Source organism: Polymorphum gilvum SL003B-26A1, from assembly GCF_000192745.1.
Lineage (GTDB): Bacteria > Pseudomonadota > Alphaproteobacteria > Rhizobiales > Stappiaceae > Polymorphum > Polymorphum gilvum.
The window spans coordinates 3571700-3590260 of the sequence record NC_015259.1 but is presented as its reverse complement, the minus strand read 5'-3'; the positions used below and the strand labels follow the sequence as shown (position 1 = coordinate 3590260).

Annotated in this window: 21 protein-coding genes; 8 read left to right on the top strand and 13 right to left on the bottom strand. The window is 69.3% G+C overall.

The genetic code is table 11. The annotated features are described in order from the left end of the window. Positions 1–149 precede the first annotated feature (149 nt). Both SL003B_RS16790 and SL003B_RS16785 read left to right on the top strand, forming a co-directional pair. Positions 150–1412: a BtaA family protein gene (locus tag SL003B_RS16790; protein ID WP_013654059.1), complete on the top strand. Its 1263-nt coding sequence runs from the start codon at positions 150–152 to the stop codon at positions 1410–1412. A 4-nt stretch (positions 1413–1416) separates the two neighbouring features. Then, on the top strand, positions 1417–2091 hold the full coding sequence (locus tag SL003B_RS16785) for a class I SAM-dependent methyltransferase (RefSeq protein WP_013654058.1): 675 nt from the start codon (positions 1417–1419) through the stop codon (positions 2089–2091). On the opposite strand, the gene SL003B_RS16780 is transcribed toward SL003B_RS16785, so the two are convergent. Further along, positions 2070–2756 carry a hypothetical protein gene (locus SL003B_RS16780; protein WP_013654057.1) on the bottom strand — a complete coding sequence of 229 codons (687 nt, stop codon included), beginning with the start codon at positions 2754–2756 and terminating at the stop codon, positions 2070–2072. The genes SL003B_RS16785 and SL003B_RS16780 overlap by 22 nt on opposite strands. Positions 2757–2951: 195 nt before the next feature. Here SL003B_RS16780 and SL003B_RS16775 point away from each other — a divergent pair, with 195 nt between their 5' ends. Then, positions 2952–3593, top strand: coding sequence for a LysE family translocator (locus SL003B_RS16775; protein ID WP_013654056.1), 642 nt, complete (start codon positions 2952–2954; stop codon positions 3591–3593). Between the two features lie 13 nt (positions 3594–3606). Here SL003B_RS16775 and SL003B_RS16770 read toward each other — a convergent pair whose 3' ends face one another. From SL003B_RS16770 to SL003B_RS16755, 4 genes are all read right to left on the bottom strand, one after another. Further along, positions 3607–3879, bottom strand: a complete 273-nt coding sequence (locus SL003B_RS16770; protein ID WP_013654055.1) for a hypothetical protein — start codon at positions 3877–3879, stop codon at positions 3607–3609. A 178-nt stretch (positions 3880–4057) separates the two neighbouring features. Beyond that, positions 4058–4501 (bottom strand): TIGR02301 family protein, encoded by a 444-nt coding sequence (locus tag SL003B_RS16765; RefSeq protein ID WP_013654054.1) that lies wholly within the window; start codon positions 4499–4501, stop codon positions 4058–4060. Positions 4502–4586: 85 nt separating this feature from the next. Beyond that, a complete protein-coding gene (locus tag SL003B_RS16760) occupies positions 4587–5018 on the bottom strand; it encodes an NUDIX hydrolase (RefSeq protein WP_013654053.1) in 432 nt (143 codons plus the stop codon). Between the two features lie 71 nt (positions 5019–5089). Further along, positions 5090–5581 (bottom strand): hypothetical protein, encoded by a 492-nt coding sequence (locus tag SL003B_RS16755; protein WP_013654052.1) that lies wholly within the window; start codon positions 5579–5581, stop codon positions 5090–5092. Positions 5582–5685: 104 nt separating this feature from the next. Between SL003B_RS16755 and SL003B_RS16750 the strand changes: the two genes are divergently transcribed. After that, positions 5686–6432 (top strand): SOS response-associated peptidase, encoded by a 747-nt coding sequence (locus SL003B_RS16750; protein ID WP_013654051.1) that lies wholly within the window; start codon positions 5686–5688, stop codon positions 6430–6432. A gap of 101 nt (positions 6433–6533) precedes the next feature. Beyond that, positions 6534–7361 (top strand): class I SAM-dependent methyltransferase, encoded by an 828-nt coding sequence (locus SL003B_RS16745; protein WP_013654050.1) that lies wholly within the window; start codon positions 6534–6536, stop codon positions 7359–7361. A 64-nt stretch (positions 7362–7425) separates the two neighbouring features. Here SL003B_RS16745 and SL003B_RS16740 read toward each other — a convergent pair whose 3' ends face one another. Then, on the bottom strand, positions 7426–8838 hold the full coding sequence (locus tag SL003B_RS16740; RefSeq protein ID WP_013654049.1) for an FAD-binding oxidoreductase: 1413 nt from the start codon (positions 8836–8838) through the stop codon (positions 7426–7428). A 170-nt stretch (positions 8839–9008) separates the two neighbouring features. Between SL003B_RS16740 and fabI the strand changes: the two genes are divergently transcribed. Both fabI and SL003B_RS16730 read left to right on the top strand, forming a co-directional pair. Beyond that, positions 9009–9845, top strand: a complete 837-nt coding sequence (gene fabI / locus SL003B_RS16735) for an enoyl-ACP reductase FabI (RefSeq protein WP_013654048.1) — start codon at positions 9009–9011, stop codon at positions 9843–9845. A gap of 143 nt (positions 9846–9988) precedes the next feature. Next, positions 9989–10597: a histidine phosphatase family protein gene (locus SL003B_RS16730; RefSeq protein ID WP_013654047.1), complete on the top strand. Its 609-nt coding sequence runs from the start codon at positions 9989–9991 to the stop codon at positions 10595–10597. 15 nt (positions 10598–10612) lie between these two features. Here SL003B_RS16730 and SL003B_RS16725 read toward each other — a convergent pair whose 3' ends face one another. Continuing rightward, a complete protein-coding gene (locus SL003B_RS16725) occupies positions 10613–10870 on the bottom strand; it encodes a DUF1344 domain-containing protein (protein WP_148259336.1) in 258 nt (85 codons plus the stop codon). A 254-nt stretch (positions 10871–11124) separates the two neighbouring features. Between SL003B_RS16725 and aroC the strand changes: the two genes are divergently transcribed. After that, complete coding sequence (gene aroC / locus SL003B_RS16720) at positions 11125–12210, top strand: chorismate synthase (RefSeq protein WP_013654045.1); 1086 nt, start codon at positions 11125–11127, stop codon at positions 12208–12210. Between the two features lie 34 nt (positions 12211–12244). Here the strand turns inward: aroC and yghX are convergent, their stop codons facing one another. From yghX to SL003B_RS16690, 6 genes are all read right to left on the bottom strand, one after another. Continuing rightward, positions 12245–13150 (bottom strand): YghX family hydrolase, encoded by a 906-nt coding sequence (gene yghX, locus SL003B_RS16715; protein WP_013654044.1) that lies wholly within the window; start codon positions 13148–13150, stop codon positions 12245–12247. Then, positions 13147–13938: a DUF1194 domain-containing protein gene (locus tag SL003B_RS16710; protein WP_049792607.1), complete on the bottom strand. Its 792-nt coding sequence runs from the start codon at positions 13936–13938 to the stop codon at positions 13147–13149. The genes yghX and SL003B_RS16710 overlap by 4 nt, the downstream gene beginning before the upstream one ends. A gap of 119 nt (positions 13939–14057) precedes the next feature. After that, positions 14058–15137, bottom strand: coding sequence for a hypothetical protein (locus tag SL003B_RS16705; RefSeq protein ID WP_013654042.1), 1080 nt, complete (start codon positions 15135–15137; stop codon positions 14058–14060). Positions 15138–15306: 169 nt separating this feature from the next. Then, positions 15307–16626 carry a 3,4-dihydroxy-2-butanone-4-phosphate synthase gene (gene ribB / locus SL003B_RS16700; RefSeq protein WP_013654041.1) on the bottom strand — a complete coding sequence of 440 codons (1320 nt, stop codon included), beginning with the start codon at positions 16624–16626 and terminating at the stop codon, positions 15307–15309. Between the two features lie 91 nt (positions 16627–16717). Then, positions 16718–17443 (bottom strand): gamma-glutamyl-gamma-aminobutyrate hydrolase family protein, encoded by a 726-nt coding sequence (locus SL003B_RS16695; protein WP_041375601.1) that lies wholly within the window; start codon positions 17441–17443, stop codon positions 16718–16720. After that, complete coding sequence (locus tag SL003B_RS16690) at positions 17425–18432, bottom strand: amidoligase family protein (RefSeq protein WP_049792606.1); 1008 nt, start codon at positions 18430–18432, stop codon at positions 17425–17427. The genes SL003B_RS16695 and SL003B_RS16690 overlap by 19 nt, the downstream gene beginning before the upstream one ends. Positions 18433–18561 lie beyond the last annotated feature (129 nt).

The window sequence follows — 18561 nt, the reverse complement described above, 5'->3', positions numbered from 1 at the left end:
GCCGCAGGCTCGCAGACCGGAAAGCCTCCCCTCGCGGGAGGCTTTTTGCTGTTTGCCGCGAAAATCCGGCCTTCCGTCACCCAACTGTCGTCAAGCGCGCGTATCGCTCCGCTGTTTTCCTGACCGACCACGCGATTCGGGAGAGAGCGATGCCGTCGAGCACCCTTGAGGCCTCCAGGGCCAGACTTAAGAAGGCCGTCCACCGCTCCAGCGCGACATCGCGCGACGGCATCCTGGAACGGCTGTTCACCTTCGCCTTCAAGGGGCTGGTCTATCCGCAGATCTGGGAGGACCCGGACGTCGACATGCAGGCGCTCAGGCTCCAGCCGCAATCGCGCATGATTGCCATTGCCTCCGGCGGCTGCAACGTGATGTCCTACCTGACCGCCGACCCGGCCGAGATCGTCGCGGTCGACCTCAACCGCGCCCATGTCGCCCTCGGCCGGCTGAAGCTTGCCGCCGCGCGCTACCTGCCGAACTACGACGCCTTCTACCGCTTCTTCGGCGAGGCGGACGAGAAGGCCAACGTGGCCGCCTACGAGCGCTTCCTGCGCGACCGACTGGATCCCGAGACCCGCGCCTACTGGGAGGGCCGCGACCTGGCCGGCCTCGGCCGCAGGCGCATCACCTTGTTTTCGCGTGACCTCTATCACCATGGCCTGCTCGGCTACTTCATCGGCGTCGGCCATTTCGTCGCCCGGCTCTACGGCATCGATCCCAAGCACATGGTCCGCGCCCGCAGCCTCGAAGAGCAGCGCAGCTTCTTCGACACCGCGCTGGCGCCCCTGTTCGACAAGCGTCTCGTGCGCTGGGCGACGTCCAAGAAGATGTCGCTCTACGGCCTCGGCATCCCGCCGGCGCAATACGAGGCGCTGGTCTCGGCCAGCGCCACCGGCGACATGTCGGAGGTGCTCAAGCGCCGCCTGGAGAAGCTCGCCTGCGACTTCTCGCTGCAGGACAACTACTTCGCCTGGCAGGCCTTTACCCGCGGTTATGCCCCGCGCGACGGCGAAAGCACCGGCGAGTCCGGCCCCCTGCCGCCCTATCTCAAGCGCGCGCATTTCGAGGCGATCCGCGAGCGGGCTGACCGGGTGCGCGTGCTCAACCGCAGCTTCACCGAGCATCTGGAGAGCGAGTCCGACGCCAGCCTGGATGCCTACGTGCTGCTCGACGCCCAGGACTGGATGACCGATGCCCAGCTCAACGGCCTGTGGAGCGAGATCACCCGCACCGCTCGTCCGGGCGCGCGGGTCGTCTTCCGCACTGCTGCCGAGCCGAGCCTGCTGCCCGGTCACGTGCGCGACGAGATCCTCGACCGCTGGACCTACGAGGAAGAGGAGAGCCTGGTGCTCGGGCGCAAGGATCGCTCGTCGATCTACGGCGGCTTCCACCTCTACGTCTTCAACGGCTAGGGCGATGGCTGCCGACGCCGACGCCGGCGCGCTGATGGACGCCGTCTACCGGCACCAGCGCCATATCTACGACCTGACCCGCAAATACTACCTGCTCGGGCGCGACCGGCTGATCGCCCGCCTCGACCCGGGCGATGGCGACACGGTGCTGGAACTGGGCTGCGGTACCGGGCGCAACCTGATCGCCGCGGCGCGCCGCTATCCGCGCACCCTGTTCTACGGCATCGACATCTCCTCGGAGATGCTCGACACGGCGGCCGCCAACGTCGCTCGCGCCGGTCTGGCGGATCGCATCGCGCTCGGCCTCGGCGACGCGTCGCGCTACGATGCAGGGGACCTGTTCGGCCGTGGCCGCTTCGACCGGGTGTTCTTCTCCTATTCGCTGTCGATGATCCCGACCTGGCGCGAAGCGCTTGCCGCCGGCAGCGACAGTCTGGCACCCGGCGGCCGGCTGTCGCTGGTGGACTTCGGCAGGCAGGAGCGTCTGCCGCAGGCGTTCCGGGCGGTGTTGTTCGCCTGGCTGAGGCAGTTCCACGTGACGCCGCGCGCCGACATGGCGGCCGAACTGGACGCGCTCGCGCTCCGTTTGGGCGCGACCGCAACGCTGGAGTCCCTGTACAGGGGCTATGCCGTCTATGCCGAACTGGCGGTTCCCGTTCAGTCGCCGGCGACGAAATAGTGGAGCGTGCCGTCCGGCCCGATGCCGACGCGGTAGAACAGCCATGCCCCGTAGGCGTCCATCTCGGCGAAGTCGGCGGCGGTGATGACGCGGTACATTTCCACCTTCTGCTCCGGCGTCAGCTTGGCGAAGGGGAAGCGGGCGAAATACGGCCAGACATACATTTCCTGCGCCGTGCCCTGGTCGACATGAACCCAGCCGGCTTCCAGCACGTCGAGCAGGATGGCGAGGATCTCCGCTCCGTCCGGATCGCCCGAGCTGTTGCGCAGGAACTCGATCGGGTCGTCGATCTCGGTGAACGATAGCGTCGGCATCACCTCGTTGGCTTCGAGCACCATCCGAAGGCGTTCGAGGTCGCCCGAGCGTGCCGCCTCGATCAGTTGTTCGCGCATGCGCGCCACCGGCTTTGGCAGCCCGTCGGTATCGTACTGGACCTTCGGCACCGCCAGCAGGTTCTGCGGCGGCGACCGCAGGCCGGAATCGATCTCCTCGTCCCGCATCAGGGGCTCGATGTCTTCCGCCGGGATGCCGGGCGACGGCCTCTCGCCGCCGTTTTCGACGACCGGCGGCTCGATGCGAATCGTTTCCGTGCGCACGGTCGCCGCCGTGGCCGGGGCGATCGTCGCGGCAAACAGGAGCGCAAGGACAAGGCGGCAACGGGCCATGGCGACAGACTCGGGAGTTCGGGACGCGTCTGCGTATTCATACACGGGTCGCGCTGCCCGTGGCCACCGTTATCGGCCCTGCGGACGGCATCGACCGCTCCGGCCAGGAAATCCGCCTGCGCGGGCGAACGTGTTTGACGGGTGGTCCCGACGCCTTTTAAGAAGCCCCTGAGAGGAACGGGAGAGGCAGTGCGAATGGAGGTCAATCTCGCTTACCTGCTGATCGGGCTGGCCATCGGCGTCATCACCACGGCGCCCGTCGGTCCGGTCAACGTCATGGCGATCCAGCGGGCCTTCCATCGCGGCTTTCATCACGGCTTCGTCGTCGGCCTAGGTGCCGTCGCTGCCGACACGCTCTATGCCGCCGTCGCCGTGTTCGGCATTTCGGCGGTCGCCCATTTCGTCGAGGGCCACGACAACGCCATCCAGGCGGTCGGCGGGGTGCTGCTGATCGTCTTCGGCTACAAGGTGATGCAGGTCCATCCGCACCTGGACACCAAACCCTTGGGCCGCGGCGGCAGCGATTGGGGGGCGATGACCGGCGCCTTCCTGATGACCCTGACCAACCCGGGCGTGGTACTCGGCTTCGTTGCCATCTTCGGCAGCCTGGGCGAATGGGCCCCCGATCTTGGCGACCATGTCGGCGCCCTGTTCATGGTCGCCGGCGTCGCCGGCGGCGCCACCCTGTGGTGGGCCTTCGTCGCCGGTGCCGTGTCGCTGCTGCGCGACCGGCTGACGGACGCCTGGCTCGACGGCGTCAACCGCGTCGCCGGTCTGGCGCTGATCGGCTTCGCCGTTTTGATCTACCTGCGCCTGGCGCTGATCTATTTCGGCTGAGGCGGACCGGCGCCTACTGCAGCACGCGGTTGACGGAATAGTCGCCGCGCTGGATGCGTTCGGGTAGTCCCTCCGCCAGTTTGGCGACGGCATCCTCACCGTAGGTCGAGACGAGGTCCGCGAGTGCGGTGAACATGGCGGCGTGGGCGACCGCATCCGTGTCGACGCCGCAGGCGATGGCTTCGGCCCAGGCGTCGTGGATGAAGCCGAGCGCCGCGCGCCGGATATCCTCGTCCTCCGCATAGTGCCCGTCGGCGGCCATGTCGCTGAAATCGTCGTTGGTCATTCTATTCCTTAACAGTTTCCCGCCCGGATGTGCCGTCCCGGGGCGGAGGCCCTCTCGAATCTCGCCCGTGACACTAGCATGGCTAAAGTTCACGATAACCAAGTGTGAAGGCAATCTTAACCGCCGCCCACAAAATAAACGAAAATGGTTAAGCCTTTGGTAACGCTTGGGGCAGGGGTCAGCGGCTGTAGCGGCTGGTGACGTCGCGGGAAATGTCGGCGCCTTCCCCGATATAGCGGTTCATCGCGATGCGGGCCGACGGCGTGCAGGTCCGATAGACGGAGGCGAAGCCGCGGTAGCCCTGGTTGAAGCGCTCGACGAAGCGGCGTCGGCGCGCCTCGTCCAGGGCTTCGGCGTCCAGCAGGTCCTGCATGCGGTCGCGCCAGCTCGGGCTGTCCTGCGCCGCGCACAGCGGGCGCAGGTAGTGCAGGGCGCCGAGGATTTCCGACAGACGCATGAGCTGGGGCTCGTAGGGCGGCTCGTCCGCCGCCTGTTGAGCCGCGGCGGCGCCGCCGAGAAGCGCGCAAAGGCACAGGGTAGCCGCGACCCGCAGCGCGCGGCGCCGCGGGGGCAGGGGATCGGGAAGGAGCCGGTGACGCCGCATGCGGCGGATATTGCGCATTCCGCAGCGCCGCCGCAAGCCTTGCGCGGGGCGAGTTGGCGGGGAACCCACCCGGTCCGGTCGGACTGTTCCCCCGGATGGGCCTTCAGCCTGCGCCGAGCAGCCTGCGGATGCGTGCCGGCGTGCCCGGCGTCGTCTGCAGCGCGTCGAGGTCGTCCAGCGCTACGAAGGCGGTCGCGTCGGCGTCGTCGCCGGCCCTGGGCTCGCCGGCGCTGTGCGGTCCGGTGTAGACGGCGAGCACGAAATGCGCGTCGATTCGGCCGTCGGCGCCGCGCTCGATGAGGTCGACGACATCGACCGGTCCCTCGAGATGCGCGGTCACGCCGGTCTCCTCCAGCAGTTCGCGCTCCGCTGCCGCGCGCAGCGTCTCGCCCAGCTCGACGAGCCCGCCGGGCAGGCTCCAGTGGCCGAGGAAGGGCTGCTTGCCGCGCCGGACCAGCAGCACGCGGTCGCCGCGGTGGCACAGGATGCTGACGCCGAGCAGGGGCTGGGCGGGAAAACGGCGTGAGTCGGACATGGGACCTTGTCGCACAGCTCCCGGTCGGTGGCGATTCGCTTGTTCGTCCCGTCCAGCCCGATTGAACAGGGTCAGGCGAACAGGGCGTCGATCTCGGCCTGCGCCTCGTCGCCCTCGTGGGCGAGCGCCTTGGCGTCGACATGGCCATGGATGACGCCGCTCGCCATGGCGATCAGCGGCTTGATACGGTGCGTCGCCGTCTCGGCCACCTGCACGGACACGACGGCCGGATCCGGTGCCGCGCGGATCGCCTCCTGCGCGCTGAGAACGGCATCGTTGATCTGCTCGACCAGCCGCTCCAGGTGGCAGCGTAGCCGCACCGGCGCAGCCCTGTAGGCCTGCACCGCGAGCTGCTTTTCGGAAAAGGTGGAGTTCTCGAAATGGCTCTCGTAGTCGGCCGGCTCCCAGTCGAGCACGTCCTCGGCGCATTCCGGCATCGCCGGCAGCATTTCGAGCAGCATGACCACTTCGTTGAAATGATTCAGGTAGTCGGTCGCGAGGCCGGTCGCCGGATTGATGTTGGCGCGCTCCAGCTTGTCGGCAGCCAGCATACCGGCCCCCAAGACTGGATCCTCCTGCGTCATGCCTTGCCCCCGTGCACCCATCGTCGTGAAAGCCTACGCTGGCTTCGTTGCCAAACAGCTAACTTAGCGATATCAGCGCTTTCATGTGCGGACGCTACAGCCTGACGGCGACGCCGGAGGAGGGGCGGGAGCGGTTCGGCTATTCGGACAGTCCCGACTTTCCTCCGCGTTACAACATAGCCCCGACCCAGCCGGTCGCGATCGTGCGCCGCGAGCACGGCGCGCGCCGCTTCGCGCTCGCCCGCTGGGGACTGGTACCCTCCTGGGTCAAGGATCCGGCGAGCTTCACGCTGCTGATCAATGCCCGTGCCGAGACCGCCGCCGACAAGCCGTCGTTCCGCGCCGCCATGCGCCACCACCGCTGCCTGTTTCCCGCCAGCGGCTTCTACGAGTGGCGGCGTGGTCCGCAGGGCAGCCAACCCTGGTGGATCCGCCCGCGCGACGGCGGGGTCATGGCCTTCGCCGGCCTCTGGGACACATGGTCCGATCCTGATGGCGGCGACATCGACACCGCCGCGATCCTGACCGTCGAGGCCAATCGGACCATGGGCGCTATCCACCACCGCATGCCCGCCATCCTGATGCCCGACGCCTTCGACGCCTGGCTCGACACCGCCGCCGTACAGGTCGGGCAGGCGCGCGCCCTGCTACGGCCCGCCCCGGACGACTATCTGGAGGCGGTGCCCGTCTCCGCGCGGGTCAACTCCGTCGCCAACGACGATCCTGGCCTGCAGCAGCCCGCCGAACCGCTTTCTGCCGCGGAACCCGTGCCGAAGCGTGCGCGGGCGGTCCGGTGCGACGCGGCGGACGACCAGCTCGACCTGTTCTGAGCGCCGCCGCCGGGGGCGGCACGCAAATCCGCTGTGCTTTTGCCGGCGCCGGCGCTATGACCCGGCGCGAACGCATTGCTGGCGCAGCACGAGGGACGACCATGCAGGATTTCGACGAGGACGCCCTGGCGGAGGCCTACAACCGCGGCCTGGAACTGGAGAAGGCCGGCGACCGTGACGCCGCCGCCGAGGCCTACCGGCAGGCGCTGGCGATCGATCCGGCCGACCATTGCGGCGCCGCCGTGCGCCTCGCCGCCATGGGCCGTGCCGAGGCGCCTGCCAGGATGCCCGACGCCTATGTCGCCACCCTGTTCGACCAGCACGCCGACGTCTTCGACGAGATCCTGGTCGACCGGCTCGGCTATTGCGTGCCGCTGATGGCGCGCGAGCTGCTGCGCGCCCATGCCTCCGGCCGCTTCGCCCGCGTGCTCGATCTGGGCTGCGGCACCGGGCTGACCGGCGAGGCGCTGCGCGACGTTGCGGACCACATCACCGGCGTCGACCTGTCCGAGCGCATCGTCGAACTCGCCTACGATCGCGGCGTCTACGAGGATCTCTATGTCGGCGAGGCGGTCGAGTTCCTGGAGGAGTTCGAGGACGAGGACGGCAGCGTGCCGCGCTACGACCTGATCGCCGCCACCGACGTGTTCCCCTATCTCGGCGCCGCCGAGCGCATCGTCGCCGGTGCCGCCGCGCGCCTTGTCTCCGGCGGCCTGTTCGCCTTCTCCACCGAGACCCTGCCGGAGGCGGTGCTCGCCGGCCGGCCCTACATGGTCGGCGCCCGCCACCGCTTCGCCCATGCGCTCGACTACCTGCGCGGCCTCCTCGCTGCCCAGGGCTTCACCGTGCTTGCCGCCGACCCGATCACCGTCCGCCTGGAGGAGGGCGAGCCGGTCCCCGGCCATCTGGTGCTGGCGCGGCTCGGATAGGAGCGGGCCGGGCGGAACCGGGCTCGAGATCGACCTCGTCGCGTGACCGCAGCCGGATCGCGCCCTACAGCACCCGGCCCGGATTGAGCGTGTCGTTCGGGTCGAAGGCCGCCTTCACCCGCCGCATCAGGTCGAGTTCGAGCGGGCTCTTGACCTCGCGCAGCAGTTCGCGCTTCAGCCGGCCGATGCCGTGCTCGGCCGAGATCGAGCCGTTGAACGCGTGCACGATGCCGTGCACGAGCGCGTTCATCTCGTCCCAGCGCGCGAGATAGGCCTCCTTGTCGGCGCCGACCGGCTGGCTGACGTTGAAGTGGATGTTGCCGTCGCCAAGATGTCCGAACGGCACCGGCCGGCAGCCCGGCACCATGGCGCCGACCGCCACCATCGCCGCGTCCAGAAAGGCCGGAATCGAGGCCACCGGCACCGACACGTCGTGCTTGATCGAGCCGCCCTCGTAGCGCTGCACCTCCGACATGCCGTGGCGGATGTGCCAGAACGCCTGCGCCTGGGCGACGCTTTCTGCAAAGGCGGCGTCCTCGACCAGCCCCTTCTCGAACGCCTCGCCGAGGATCGCCTCCATCAGGTCGCGCACCGGGAAGGCGTCCGTGCCGCTCGACAGCTCCATCAGCACGTACCAGGCATGCTCGCCCGCCAGCGGGTCGCGCGCGCCGGCGAGGTGGCGCAGGCAGAATTCCAGCCCGACGCGCGGCATGACCTCGAAGCCGGTCAGGATTGGCCCGGCCTGCGCCTTGGCGGCCGAGAACAGGGCGAGTGCCGCATGCGGGTCGGCCAGGCCGACGAAGGCGACCTCGAGCTTCTTCGGCCTGGGGAAAAGCTTCAGCGTGGCGGCCGTGATCACCCCGAGCGTGCCCTCCGCGCCGATAAACAATTGTTTCAGATCGTATCCGGTGTTGTCCTTGCGCAGGGCCCTTAGCCCGTTCCAGACGTCGCCGTTGGCCAGCACCACCTCCAGCCCGAGCACCAGTTCGCGCGTGTTGCCGTAGGCGAGCACCGCCGTGCCGCCGGCGTTGGTCGACAGGTTGCCGCCGATCTGGCAGGAGCCCTGCGAGCCGAGCGCGAGCGGGAACAGCCGGTCGACCGCCTCGGCCTCCCGCTGCAGCGTCTCCAGCACCACGCCGGCCTCCACGGTGATGGTGAAGCCCTCCGGGTCGATGCCGCGCACCCTGTTCATCCGGCCGAGCGAGAGTACGATTTCCTCGCCGGATTCCACCGGAATCTGGCCGCCGACAAGACCGGTATTGCCGCCCTGCGGCACGATCTTGAGGCCGTTCGCGTCGGCGTGGGCGAGCACCGCGCTGACCTCCGCCGTCGAGCCGGGGCGCAGCACCATCGGCGTCACGCCCTGGTAGAGATCCCGCCACTCGACCAGATAGGGCGCCTTGTCGGCGGCTTCGGTCAGCACGTTGGCGGCGCCGATGAGGGAGGCGAACTGGGCGGCGTGGTCGTTTCGCGCCATGGCGGAAGGTCCTCGTGAAGGCAGGGTGAGGGGCGGGCGATCTGGACGCCGCGCGCTAGCATATTGCCGCGCCCCGGTCCAGTCGACGGCGCGTCGCGCTGCGCTGCGGTGACTTGATGGAATGGGGGGGCTGTGCCATAGGAAGCCGGCCCGCCGGGCGGACGGATGGAATGCTTCTGGAGATGAAGATGGCGGAAACGCGCGGACTGATGAACGGCAAACGCGGCCTGATCATGGGCGTGGCGAACAACCGGTCGATTGCCTGGGGAATCGGGAAGGCGCTTGCCGATGCCGGTGCCGAGCTGGCGCTCACCTATCAGGGCGATGCGCTGAAGAAGCGCGTCGAGCCGCTCGCCGACCAGCTCGGCGCCATCGTCGCCGGCCATTGCGACGTCACCGACGCCGCCTCGATCGACGCCGTGTTCAAGACCCTGGAGGACACCTGGGGCCGGATCGACTTCCTGGTCCATGCCGTCGCCTTCTCCGACAAGGACGAACTGACCGGCCGCTACGTCGACACCACGTCCGACAACTTCGACCGCACCATGAACATCTCCTGCTACTCGCTGACCGCCGTCACCCAGCGCGCCGAGAAGCTGATGACCCAGGGCGGCTCGATCCTGACGCTGACCTACTACGGTGCGGAGAAGGTCATGCCGCACTACAACGTCATGGGCGTCGCCAAGGCCGCGCTCGAGGCCAGTGTGAAGTATCTCGCCGCCGACCTCGGCCCGCAGAACATCCGCGTCAACGCCATTTCTGCCGGTCCGATCAAGACGCTGGCCGCCTCCGGCATCGGCGACTTCCGCTACATCCTGAAGTGGAACGAGTACAACGCCCCGCTGCGCCGCACCGTCACCATCGAGGAGGTCGGCGACGCGGCCCTGTTCCTCTTGTCCGACCTCGGTCGCGGCGTCACCGGCGAGATCCAGCACGTCGACTGCGGCTACAACATCGTCGGCATGAAGGCCGTCGACGCGCCGGACATCTCGGTCGTCAAGGACTGAGGCCGCATCCGATCCCGAATCCGGATGCTGTGCAGGAAGGGCCGGATCCCGGTCGTCCGCCGGCCCCGGATCGGGTGCCGGCGACATCCGCCGGCCCTCGCACCGCGTAAACGGAAGCAGATCGGTTCGCACCGGAGCGTTTCATGACCGCCGTGCCTCTGCCCGACGTCCTGATCTTCGTCCGCCACGGCCAGACCGACTGGAACGCGGAAGGCCGGATGCAGGGCCAGCAGGACATCCCGCTCAACGACACCGGCCGCGCCCAGGCGCGCCGCAATGGCGCCGCGCTTGCCGCGTTCCTGCGCGCCGAGGCGCTGTCCGTCGGCGATTTCCGCTTCCTTGCCTCGCCGCTCGGCCGCACGCGCGAGACGATGGAACTGCTGCGCGCCGAGATGGGCCTGCCGCCGCAGGACTACGGCCTCGACGATCGGCTCAAGGAGCTCACCTTCGGTGCCTGGGAGGGCTACACGCTGGAGGAACTGGCCGGCCGCACGCCCGACCTCGTCGCCGCGCGCAAGGCGGACAAGTGGGGCTTCGTCGCGCCCGGCGGCGAGAGCTACGGCATGCTGTCGGTGAGGATCGGCGGCTGGCTGCGGAGTGTCGACGGCCCCAGCGTCGTGGTCACCCACGGTGGCGTCATCCGCGTCCTGCACGGCCTGCTGCTCGCCGTTCCGCCCGCCGAGGTGCCGAAGCTCGACGTGCCCCAGGATACGGTCTGGATCTGGCGCCACGGCAGCCTGACCCGGATCTGATCGGGCTTTGCCCGCTCAGTTCTCGACCTGCAGGTCGTACAGCACCTTCTTGCCGTTCTCGACGTCGAAGAACACGCGCACGGTCATGCCGGGCTGAAGGTCGTCGATGTAGAAGTCGAGCGGAAAGGCATAATCGTTGCCGTCCGATAGCGAGATGGTCGCGGTTTCCGGATCGATCCGCACGATCTTGCCTTCCGACTCGTCGGCAAGCGCGGCGCTCGCGGCAAGGCCGGCGAACGCGACGGCGGCAAGGCGGGCAAACATCTGTCTCATGTCGAACTCCGAACAGGGTCGCGCCGCGCCATCCGGCCGGCGGCGGTCGTTCTCGGGCGGGGGCCGTTCCGGGTCGGACGGCCGGTCCGCGGAGATTAAACGCGACGATGGGGAAAACAGAAGGCGAATTCGCGGCAATTCAAAGATTTCCCGGTTCCCGGCCGCGGGTCCGTTGCCGTCATGGCATTTGACCCCCCGCCGTTTCCAACCTAGAAACCGGCGACAGACCCTGCCGTCACAGCCTGGATCCGCCCATGTCGCACAACACCTTCGGCCATCTGTTTCGCGTCACCACCTGGGGCGAAAGCCACGGTCCGGCGATCGGCTGCGTCGTCGACGGCTGCCCGCCGCTGATCCCGCTCACCGAGACCGACATCCAGGGCTACATGGACAAGCGCAAGCCGGGCCAGTCGAAGTTCACCACCCAGCGGCAGGAAGCGGATGCGGTCAGGATCCTCTCGGGGGTCATGGTCGACGCGGACGGCGTGCAGAAGACCACCGGCACGCCGATCTCGCTGCTGGTCGAGAACACCGACCAGCGGTCCAAGGACTATTCCGAGATCCGGGACCGCTACCGTCCGGGCCACGCCGACTACACCTACGACGCCAAGTACGGCATCCGCGACTACCGCGGCGGCGGCCGCTCCTCGGCGCGCGAGACCGCCATGCGCGTCGCTGCCGGCGCCGTCGCCCGCAAGGTCATTCCCGGCATTACCGTCCGCGGCGCCCTGGTCCAGATCGGCCCGCACCGGATCGACCGCGCCGCGTGGGACTGGGCCGAGGTCGACAACAATCCGTTCTTCTGTCCCGACAGGGCGGCCGCCGAGCGCTGGGCCGACTACCTGTCCGGCATCCGCAAGGCCGGCTCGTCGGTCGGGGCGGTGATCGAGGTGGTCGCCGAGGGCGTGCCGGCGGGCCTCGGCGCGCCGCTCTACGGCAAGCTCGACCAGGACATCGCCGCCGCGCTGATGTCGATCAACGCGGTCAAGGGCGTCGAGATCGGCAACGGCTTCGCCGCCGCCGAACTGACCGGCGAGGACAACGCCGACGAGATGCGCGCCGGCGCCGACGGCAGCCCGTCCTTCCTGTCCAACAACGCTGGCGGCATCCTCGGCGGCATTTCCTCCGGCCAGCCGGTGGTGGCGCGCTTCGCGGTCAAGCCGACGTCGTCGATCCTGACCCCGCGCCGGTCGGTGACGCGCCAGGGCGATGAGGTCGACGTCATGACCAGGGGTCGTCACGACCCCTGCGTCGGCATCCGCGCGGTGCCGGTCGGCGAGGCCATGCTCGCTTGCGTGCTCGCCGACCATGCCCTGCGCCACCGCGGCCAGATTGGCTGACCTGATCGGCTGACCGCGGCGGGCGTGCCGCGCCCTACATCAGGTATTGCTTGAAGAAGGCGATGGTGCGCTCCTCGGCCAGCTGCGCCGCAGCGGCGTCGTAGCGCGGCGTGGTGTCGTTGTGGAAGCCGTGGTTGACGCCCGGATACATGTACGCCGTGTAGGTCTTGCCGGCCGCCTTCAGCGCCGCCTCGAACGCCGGCCAGCCTTCGTTGATGCGTTCGTCCATTTCGGCAAAGTGCAGCAGCAGCGGCGCCTGGATCGCGGTGGCGTCCTCCGGCCTCGGCTGCCGGCCGTAGAACGGCACGCCGGCGGCCAGTTCCGGATAGGCGACGGCGATGGCGTTGACCACGCCGCCGCCGTAGCAGAAGCCGACCGCGCCGACCTTGCCGGTGCTGTCGTTGCGTCCCGTCAGGTACTCGAAGCCGGCGAAGAAGTCGTTCATCAGCTTGGTCGCATCGACGCTCTGCTGCAGTTCGCGGCCCCTGTCGTCGTTGCCCGGATAGCCGCCGACCGAGGTCAGCCCGTCCGGCGCCAGCGCCATGAAGCCGGCCTTGGCCATGCGCCGCGCCACGTCCTCGATATAGGGGTTGAGACCGCGGTTCTCGTGGATGACCAGCACCGCCGGCAGCGTGCCGGTCGCGCCCGCCGGGCGCACCAGATAGCCGTTCACCTCGCCGTGGCCGTTGGGCGAGGGATAGGTGATGCGGCTCGCCTCGATGCCGGCGTCGTCCGGCGCCACCTGCTGGGCGAGTGCGTAGTTCGGCGCCAGCTGGTCGAGCAGCATCGCCGCGGTGATGCCGCCGACGGCGAATTTCGCCGCCTTGTCCAGGAACTCGCGCTTGGTGATGCGCCCGTGGGCGTAGAAGTCGTAGAGATCCAGCAGTTCCTGCGGGAAATCCTTCGCCGTCTTGCGGCGGATCGGCGTCATCTCGTTCATCGGGTTCCTCCTCGGGTGTCTGCGCCGGTCGGGGTGGCGGATCCTTCGGAGGTCGCCACCTGGGTCCTGGGCTGTGTCTCGGCGATCTCCAGGATCAGCTTGCGCCGGACGGCCTCGGCGAAGGTCGCCGGGCTGTCGGCCGTCACCACGAAGGCGCCCGGCCCGCCGATGATCCAGCGCGCGAAGGCGTCCTCAAGGTCATAGGCGGCCGGCCGGCCCGAGCAGTTGCGGCACAGCACGGCGAGGCCGTTGATGACGATGCCCGCCGCGACGACCTCGGCGCGCGCCACCGGCAGCGGCACGCCGTGCCAGTTGTTGGCGCTGTCGGCCGACAGGTCGATCACCCGGCGGATGCCGGTGATGCCGTTGTCGTCGATCAGCCGCTTGCCGAATAGCAGGGCCGAGCCGATGGCGTTGCGGCCGAAGGCACGCCGCGGCGGTCCGGAAAGGGCCTGCGCGAAGCGCGCCGCGCTCTCCGGCCCGTCGATGATCGTCCAGTCGACGACGACGTCCTGCGACGTCGCCCCGCCCCATTCGACATAGGTGACCGCGATGCGGCCGATGAGGTTGTCCTGGATCGCGCCGATCACCGCCGGATCGGTGATCGCGGTGGCATAGCCCTGGCGCTGGAAGCGGATCTCGTCGTCGTCGATCGAGCCGGTCGCGTCGGCGAGCAGCACGAGTTCCAGGTCGACCTCCTCGGCCGCCGCCGGCACGGCAACCGCCAGCAGCCAGGCCAGCAACCAGACTGTCGGCGCGATCCGCCGCAGCGGGGAAACCGTCGTCATTCCGCCAGGTCCGGCCATGATCGTGTCCGTCGTTTCCGATCGGATCCAAGCCTAAGCGGTCGGGCCGGGACGTACCACTGCGCGGGCGCCCGCGCACGGCTTTGTGATCGGCCGTGATGCTAGCGGGCGGCGGCCGCGGCGGCGGCGAACAGCGTCTCGTCGTCGAGCGGGTAGGGCGCCAGCGGCGCGCCTTCCCCCGCCGTGATCCGCGTGTCGGCGACGGCGAAGACATAGACGCCGCCCTTGCCGCGCGGCGCGACGACATAGCGTTCCTCCAGGCTGCGCGCGTCGCCGACGCAGCGCGAGAAGCCGGTCAGCAGACTGGCGCCGTCGACGCTGCGCCGCTGCGAGCCGGACTGGAACGCGCCCTCGCAGGTCTTGGCCGAATCCGAGATCATCGCCGCCATCAGCTGCTGCTCGCTGGCGTAGTCGCCCTCCTCGAAGATATGCGCGGCGAGCAGGCGCGCCGCGTTGCCGGCGACCGCATGCACCCCCTGGTAGTCCTCCGTGCGGTCGTCCTCGTCGATGAACGACAGTCCCGACAGCCTGGCCTTGCCCATCAGGTTGAACAGCGCCTGGGTCGCCTCGATCTGCAGCTTCGGATCGGGCGCGGCCTCGCCGCCGTCGTCCTCCTGCGCCGGCTGCTCGGGCGGCGCCGCGCCGGCGATCGCCGGCCCGGCGCCGTAGCGCGCCGCGTTGACCCGCACGCAGTCGGCCAGCCGCGCCATCAGCCGCGACGTGCCGGTCAGGCGGAAGTCGTAGCTGCGCTGGCCGTCGTGGATGAACATCGCCTGACCGCGCCGGAAGCGGGTGATGATGTAGCCGTCGGCGGGCATCGGCATGCGCGCCAGCGTCGCGTCGATCACCGTCGCCGTGCCCTGGCGCCAGTCGCCGCGGTCGATGCGGTAGGACAGCGTGAAGCTGCTGCCGACCTTCAGCGTCCAGTTGGGCGACGAGAAGCCGAGGAACCAGTTGTAGCTGCCGTCGACCTGAACGCTCAGCGTGATGCCGTTGACGTAGCTGACGCTGGCGACGCAGGAGGCGAACTTGCCGGTCGCGTCGTCGACATAGGCGTTGCCGTTCCAGTTGCCGGTCTTGAAGCTGTCGACCTGGCGCGCCGCCGCCGGCGTCGCCGCCAGCGCCAGCCAGCCGCCGGCGAGCAGGGCCATGCCGAAGGCGGCTGTGCGAAGGGCTGTCATGTCCGCGTCTCTCTCCCCGTCCGATGCGCCGCCCGCCGCGGCGCCTGTCCAGCCCTGTCGGCTGCCTCGGACCATATTGGACCGGATCGGCGCGGCAAGGCGACTCCGGACTTTCCATTAGTCCTGCCGCCCCAGTCGCAACCCTAGTCGCAACCCCGGCCCCCTGGCGTCAGGGGTCGAGGATCTCGGTCGCTTCGATCTTGATGTCGAAGCCCTCGAGCCCGACGTAGTGCCGCTCGCGCGAGGCGAGCAGCCGGATCGAGCCGACGCCGAGGTCCTTCAGGATCTGCGCGCCGAGGCCGACCTCGCGCCACTGTTCCTGGCGCGCCTGCGCCGAGCCGTGGCCCTCGTTTTCGGCCGCCTCCAGGTCGGAGCGCGCGCGCCGCGACTGGCGCGCCACGCCGACCGAGCCCTCGCGCAGGTAGACGATCACGCCGCGCCCGCGCTCGGCGAAGGCGCGCATCACCTCGTCCAGCGGCTGGGTCGCGCCGAACACGTCGTCGAGCACCGATTCCAGCTGCAGCCGCACCGGCACGTTGCGCCCGTCCAGGATGTCGCCGAACACCACCGCGACATGGTGCATCGGGTCGTAGGGCGTCTCGTAGGTGACCGCATAGGCGGGGCCGGCCACCGTCTGTACCGGCTGCTCGTTGATGCGCTCGATCAGCCGCTCGGTGCGCTGGCGCCAGGCGATCAGGTCCGACACCGACACCATCTTCAGCCCGTGCTCGGCGGCGAAGGCCGCCACCTCGGCGCCGCGTTTGACCGTGCCGGTGTCGTTGACCAGCTCGGAGATGACGCCGACCTCCTCCAGCCCGGCGAGCCGGCACAGGTCCACCGCTGCCTCCGTGTGGCCGGAGCGCATCAGCACGCCGCCGTCCTTGGCGATCAGCGGGAAGATGTGCCCAGGGCGCACGAAGTCGCCCGCGCCCGCGTTCGGGTTGGCCAGCGCGCGCACCGTCGAGCAGCGCTCCTCTGCGGAAATGCCCGTCGTCAGCCCGTGCCGGTAGTCGACCGAGATGGTGAAGGCGGTCGCCAGCGGCGCGTCGTTGCTGGACACCATCGGGTCGAGCCTGAGCCGCCGGGCCGCCGCCGGTGTCATCGGCGCGCAGACGATGCCGGATGTGTGACGGACGATGAACGCCATCTGCTCCGGCGTCACCTTCGACGCCGCGACGATCAGGTCGCCCTCGTTCTCGCGGTCGTCGTCGTCGGTGACGACGACGATCTCGCCGCGCTCGAACGCACGGATCGCTTCGGCTACACGGGCCTGGGACACGGGATGCTCCTTGGTGGTTGAAAGGCCGAGAAAGTCGTTGGGGGTGACGGCGCCGCCGGTCGCCTCGCAGATGCGCCGCGCCATGTCGCGCGACACCCACGCTCCCGGATCGTTGCACAGGGCGGTGACGGAGGCCGCCGACAGGCCGGCGCGGCGCGCGAAGGCGCTGCGGGTCTCTCCCTTCTCGGCCAGCCAGTGATCCAGTCTCATGCCCCGCTTCTACCCCGCCGCCCCGACCCTGACAAGAAACTGGACGACGATTTTTCAGTGATACTGAAATTTCGTTCCTTGTGCGGGGTCGTCACCCCTCCCGCGTCGCCCGCCTGGCCTCGTCCTCCATGCGCGCCCGCACGGCCGCCAGGAACGCCTGGAACAGCCGCCGGTGCACGCGCCGGTAGATCAGGAACTCGGGATGCCACTGCACCCCGGCGAGGAAGCGGGCGGCCGGGCATTCGACCGCCTGCGGCACGCCGAACTCGTCGCGGGCGACGATCGCCAGCCCGTCGCCGAGCCGGTCGATCGCCTGGTTGTGCAGGCTGTTGACGCGCAGTCGCTCGCGCTCGTGGATCTCGCCGAGCCGGCTGCCGGGGGTGAAGCTGACGGTCTTGCGCGGCAGCGGCGTCCACATCTTCGGCACGCCGGTGAACACCGCGCGCACATCCTGGTGCAGCGAGCCGCCGAGGTGGACGTTGATCATCTGGGCGCCCCGGCAGATGCCGAGCACGGGGATGTCGCGTGGGCAGGCATGGGCCAGCACGGCGAGTTCCATCTGGTCGCGCGCCGGATCGATGCGCGCGTCGACCGGCGTGTCGGCCAGATAGAGGTCGGGCGCGATGTCGTCGCCGCCGCCGATGATGAAGCCGTCGAAGCCGGACAGGTCGTAGGGCCGGCGCGGCGCCACGAGGCGCACCGGCCGCGCGCCGGCGAGCCGCAGTGCCAGCCAGTAGAACCACCACATGTAGCGTCCGCCGCCGAGCGAGGTGGTTACGCCGATGACCGGCCGCCGTGTCACGACAGCAGCAGCCATTCGCTTGCCTTGATCGCCCAGCGGCCGTCCGTGCCGGCGGCGTGGTGGCGGCGGTAGGCCTCGCCCATGGCGGCCAGCAGCGCGCCGTTCTCGGCCAGCCGCTCGACCAGGCACCAGCGGTTCCATTCCAGCAGGATGCCCCAGTCCGGCTCGCCGAGGCGCGAATCCGGCAGCCGGTAATGGAAGGTCGGCCGCGCCTTGATCAGCGGATCGTGGACCGCCCGCTGCACCCGCTCCGCGTCCAGCCAGGCGAACAGCGGCATCAGGTCGAGCTCGCGGTTGCGCGTCGGATTGGCGGCGAGATAGTCGTCCATCAGCGTGCCGAGGTCGGGCTTGTAGTCCGGCGCGACCACCTTCATCGCGTAGGCGCGCGGGAACGGGTCGGCGAAGGGCGCGATGCGCCGCGTCGCATGCAGGTCGATCGCCGCCCTGAGCCAGTCCGACAGCAGCAGGTAGGCCTTCAGCATCGCGGTCAGGTAGTCCGCGTCCGCCGAGGCGATTTCCGGGTTGAGCTGGGCGGCGAAGGCATAAAGCGGGCTTGACCGCGTGCTTTCCGCCCCCGCGTCGCGCAGCGCCGCGACCAGCGTCTCGATCTCGGGCAGCCGGTCGAGCGACACCGGTGGACAGACGATCTCGCACGGCACCAGATAGGCCGACAGGTCGCCGAGCACCTTGCGGAATCCGGCGCGGAACCGGAACAGGAATTCCTTCGCCGGATCGCCTGCCGCCGCCGTCGCGTCGTTCTCGCCCGGCGCGGCATGGACATACTGGCTGTCGAGTTCGCACACGAAGGCGCCGAGCGCGGTGTCGCGCACGAAGAAGCGATGCGGGTCCTCCTCGGCGATCGAACCGCCGTAGAGCGCCTGCACCAGCCGCGCGCCGTCGCGGGCGCTGATCGCGGCGAATTCCAGTTCGACGCCGATCCGGCGCGGCTTTCCGTCCGGTCCGGCTGTTCGCGGCGGTTTCAGCATCGTCGTTGAAAGGCTCATCGGCATCCCGGGGTGGCAGGTCGGCGGGCGGCACGGCGGGTCCCGTCGTGCCAACGCGTCCGGCGTCGGAAGGTTCACGGAGTCGGAAGTCTAAAGCATATTCCGACCGGATCGAATCGATCCGGTCGA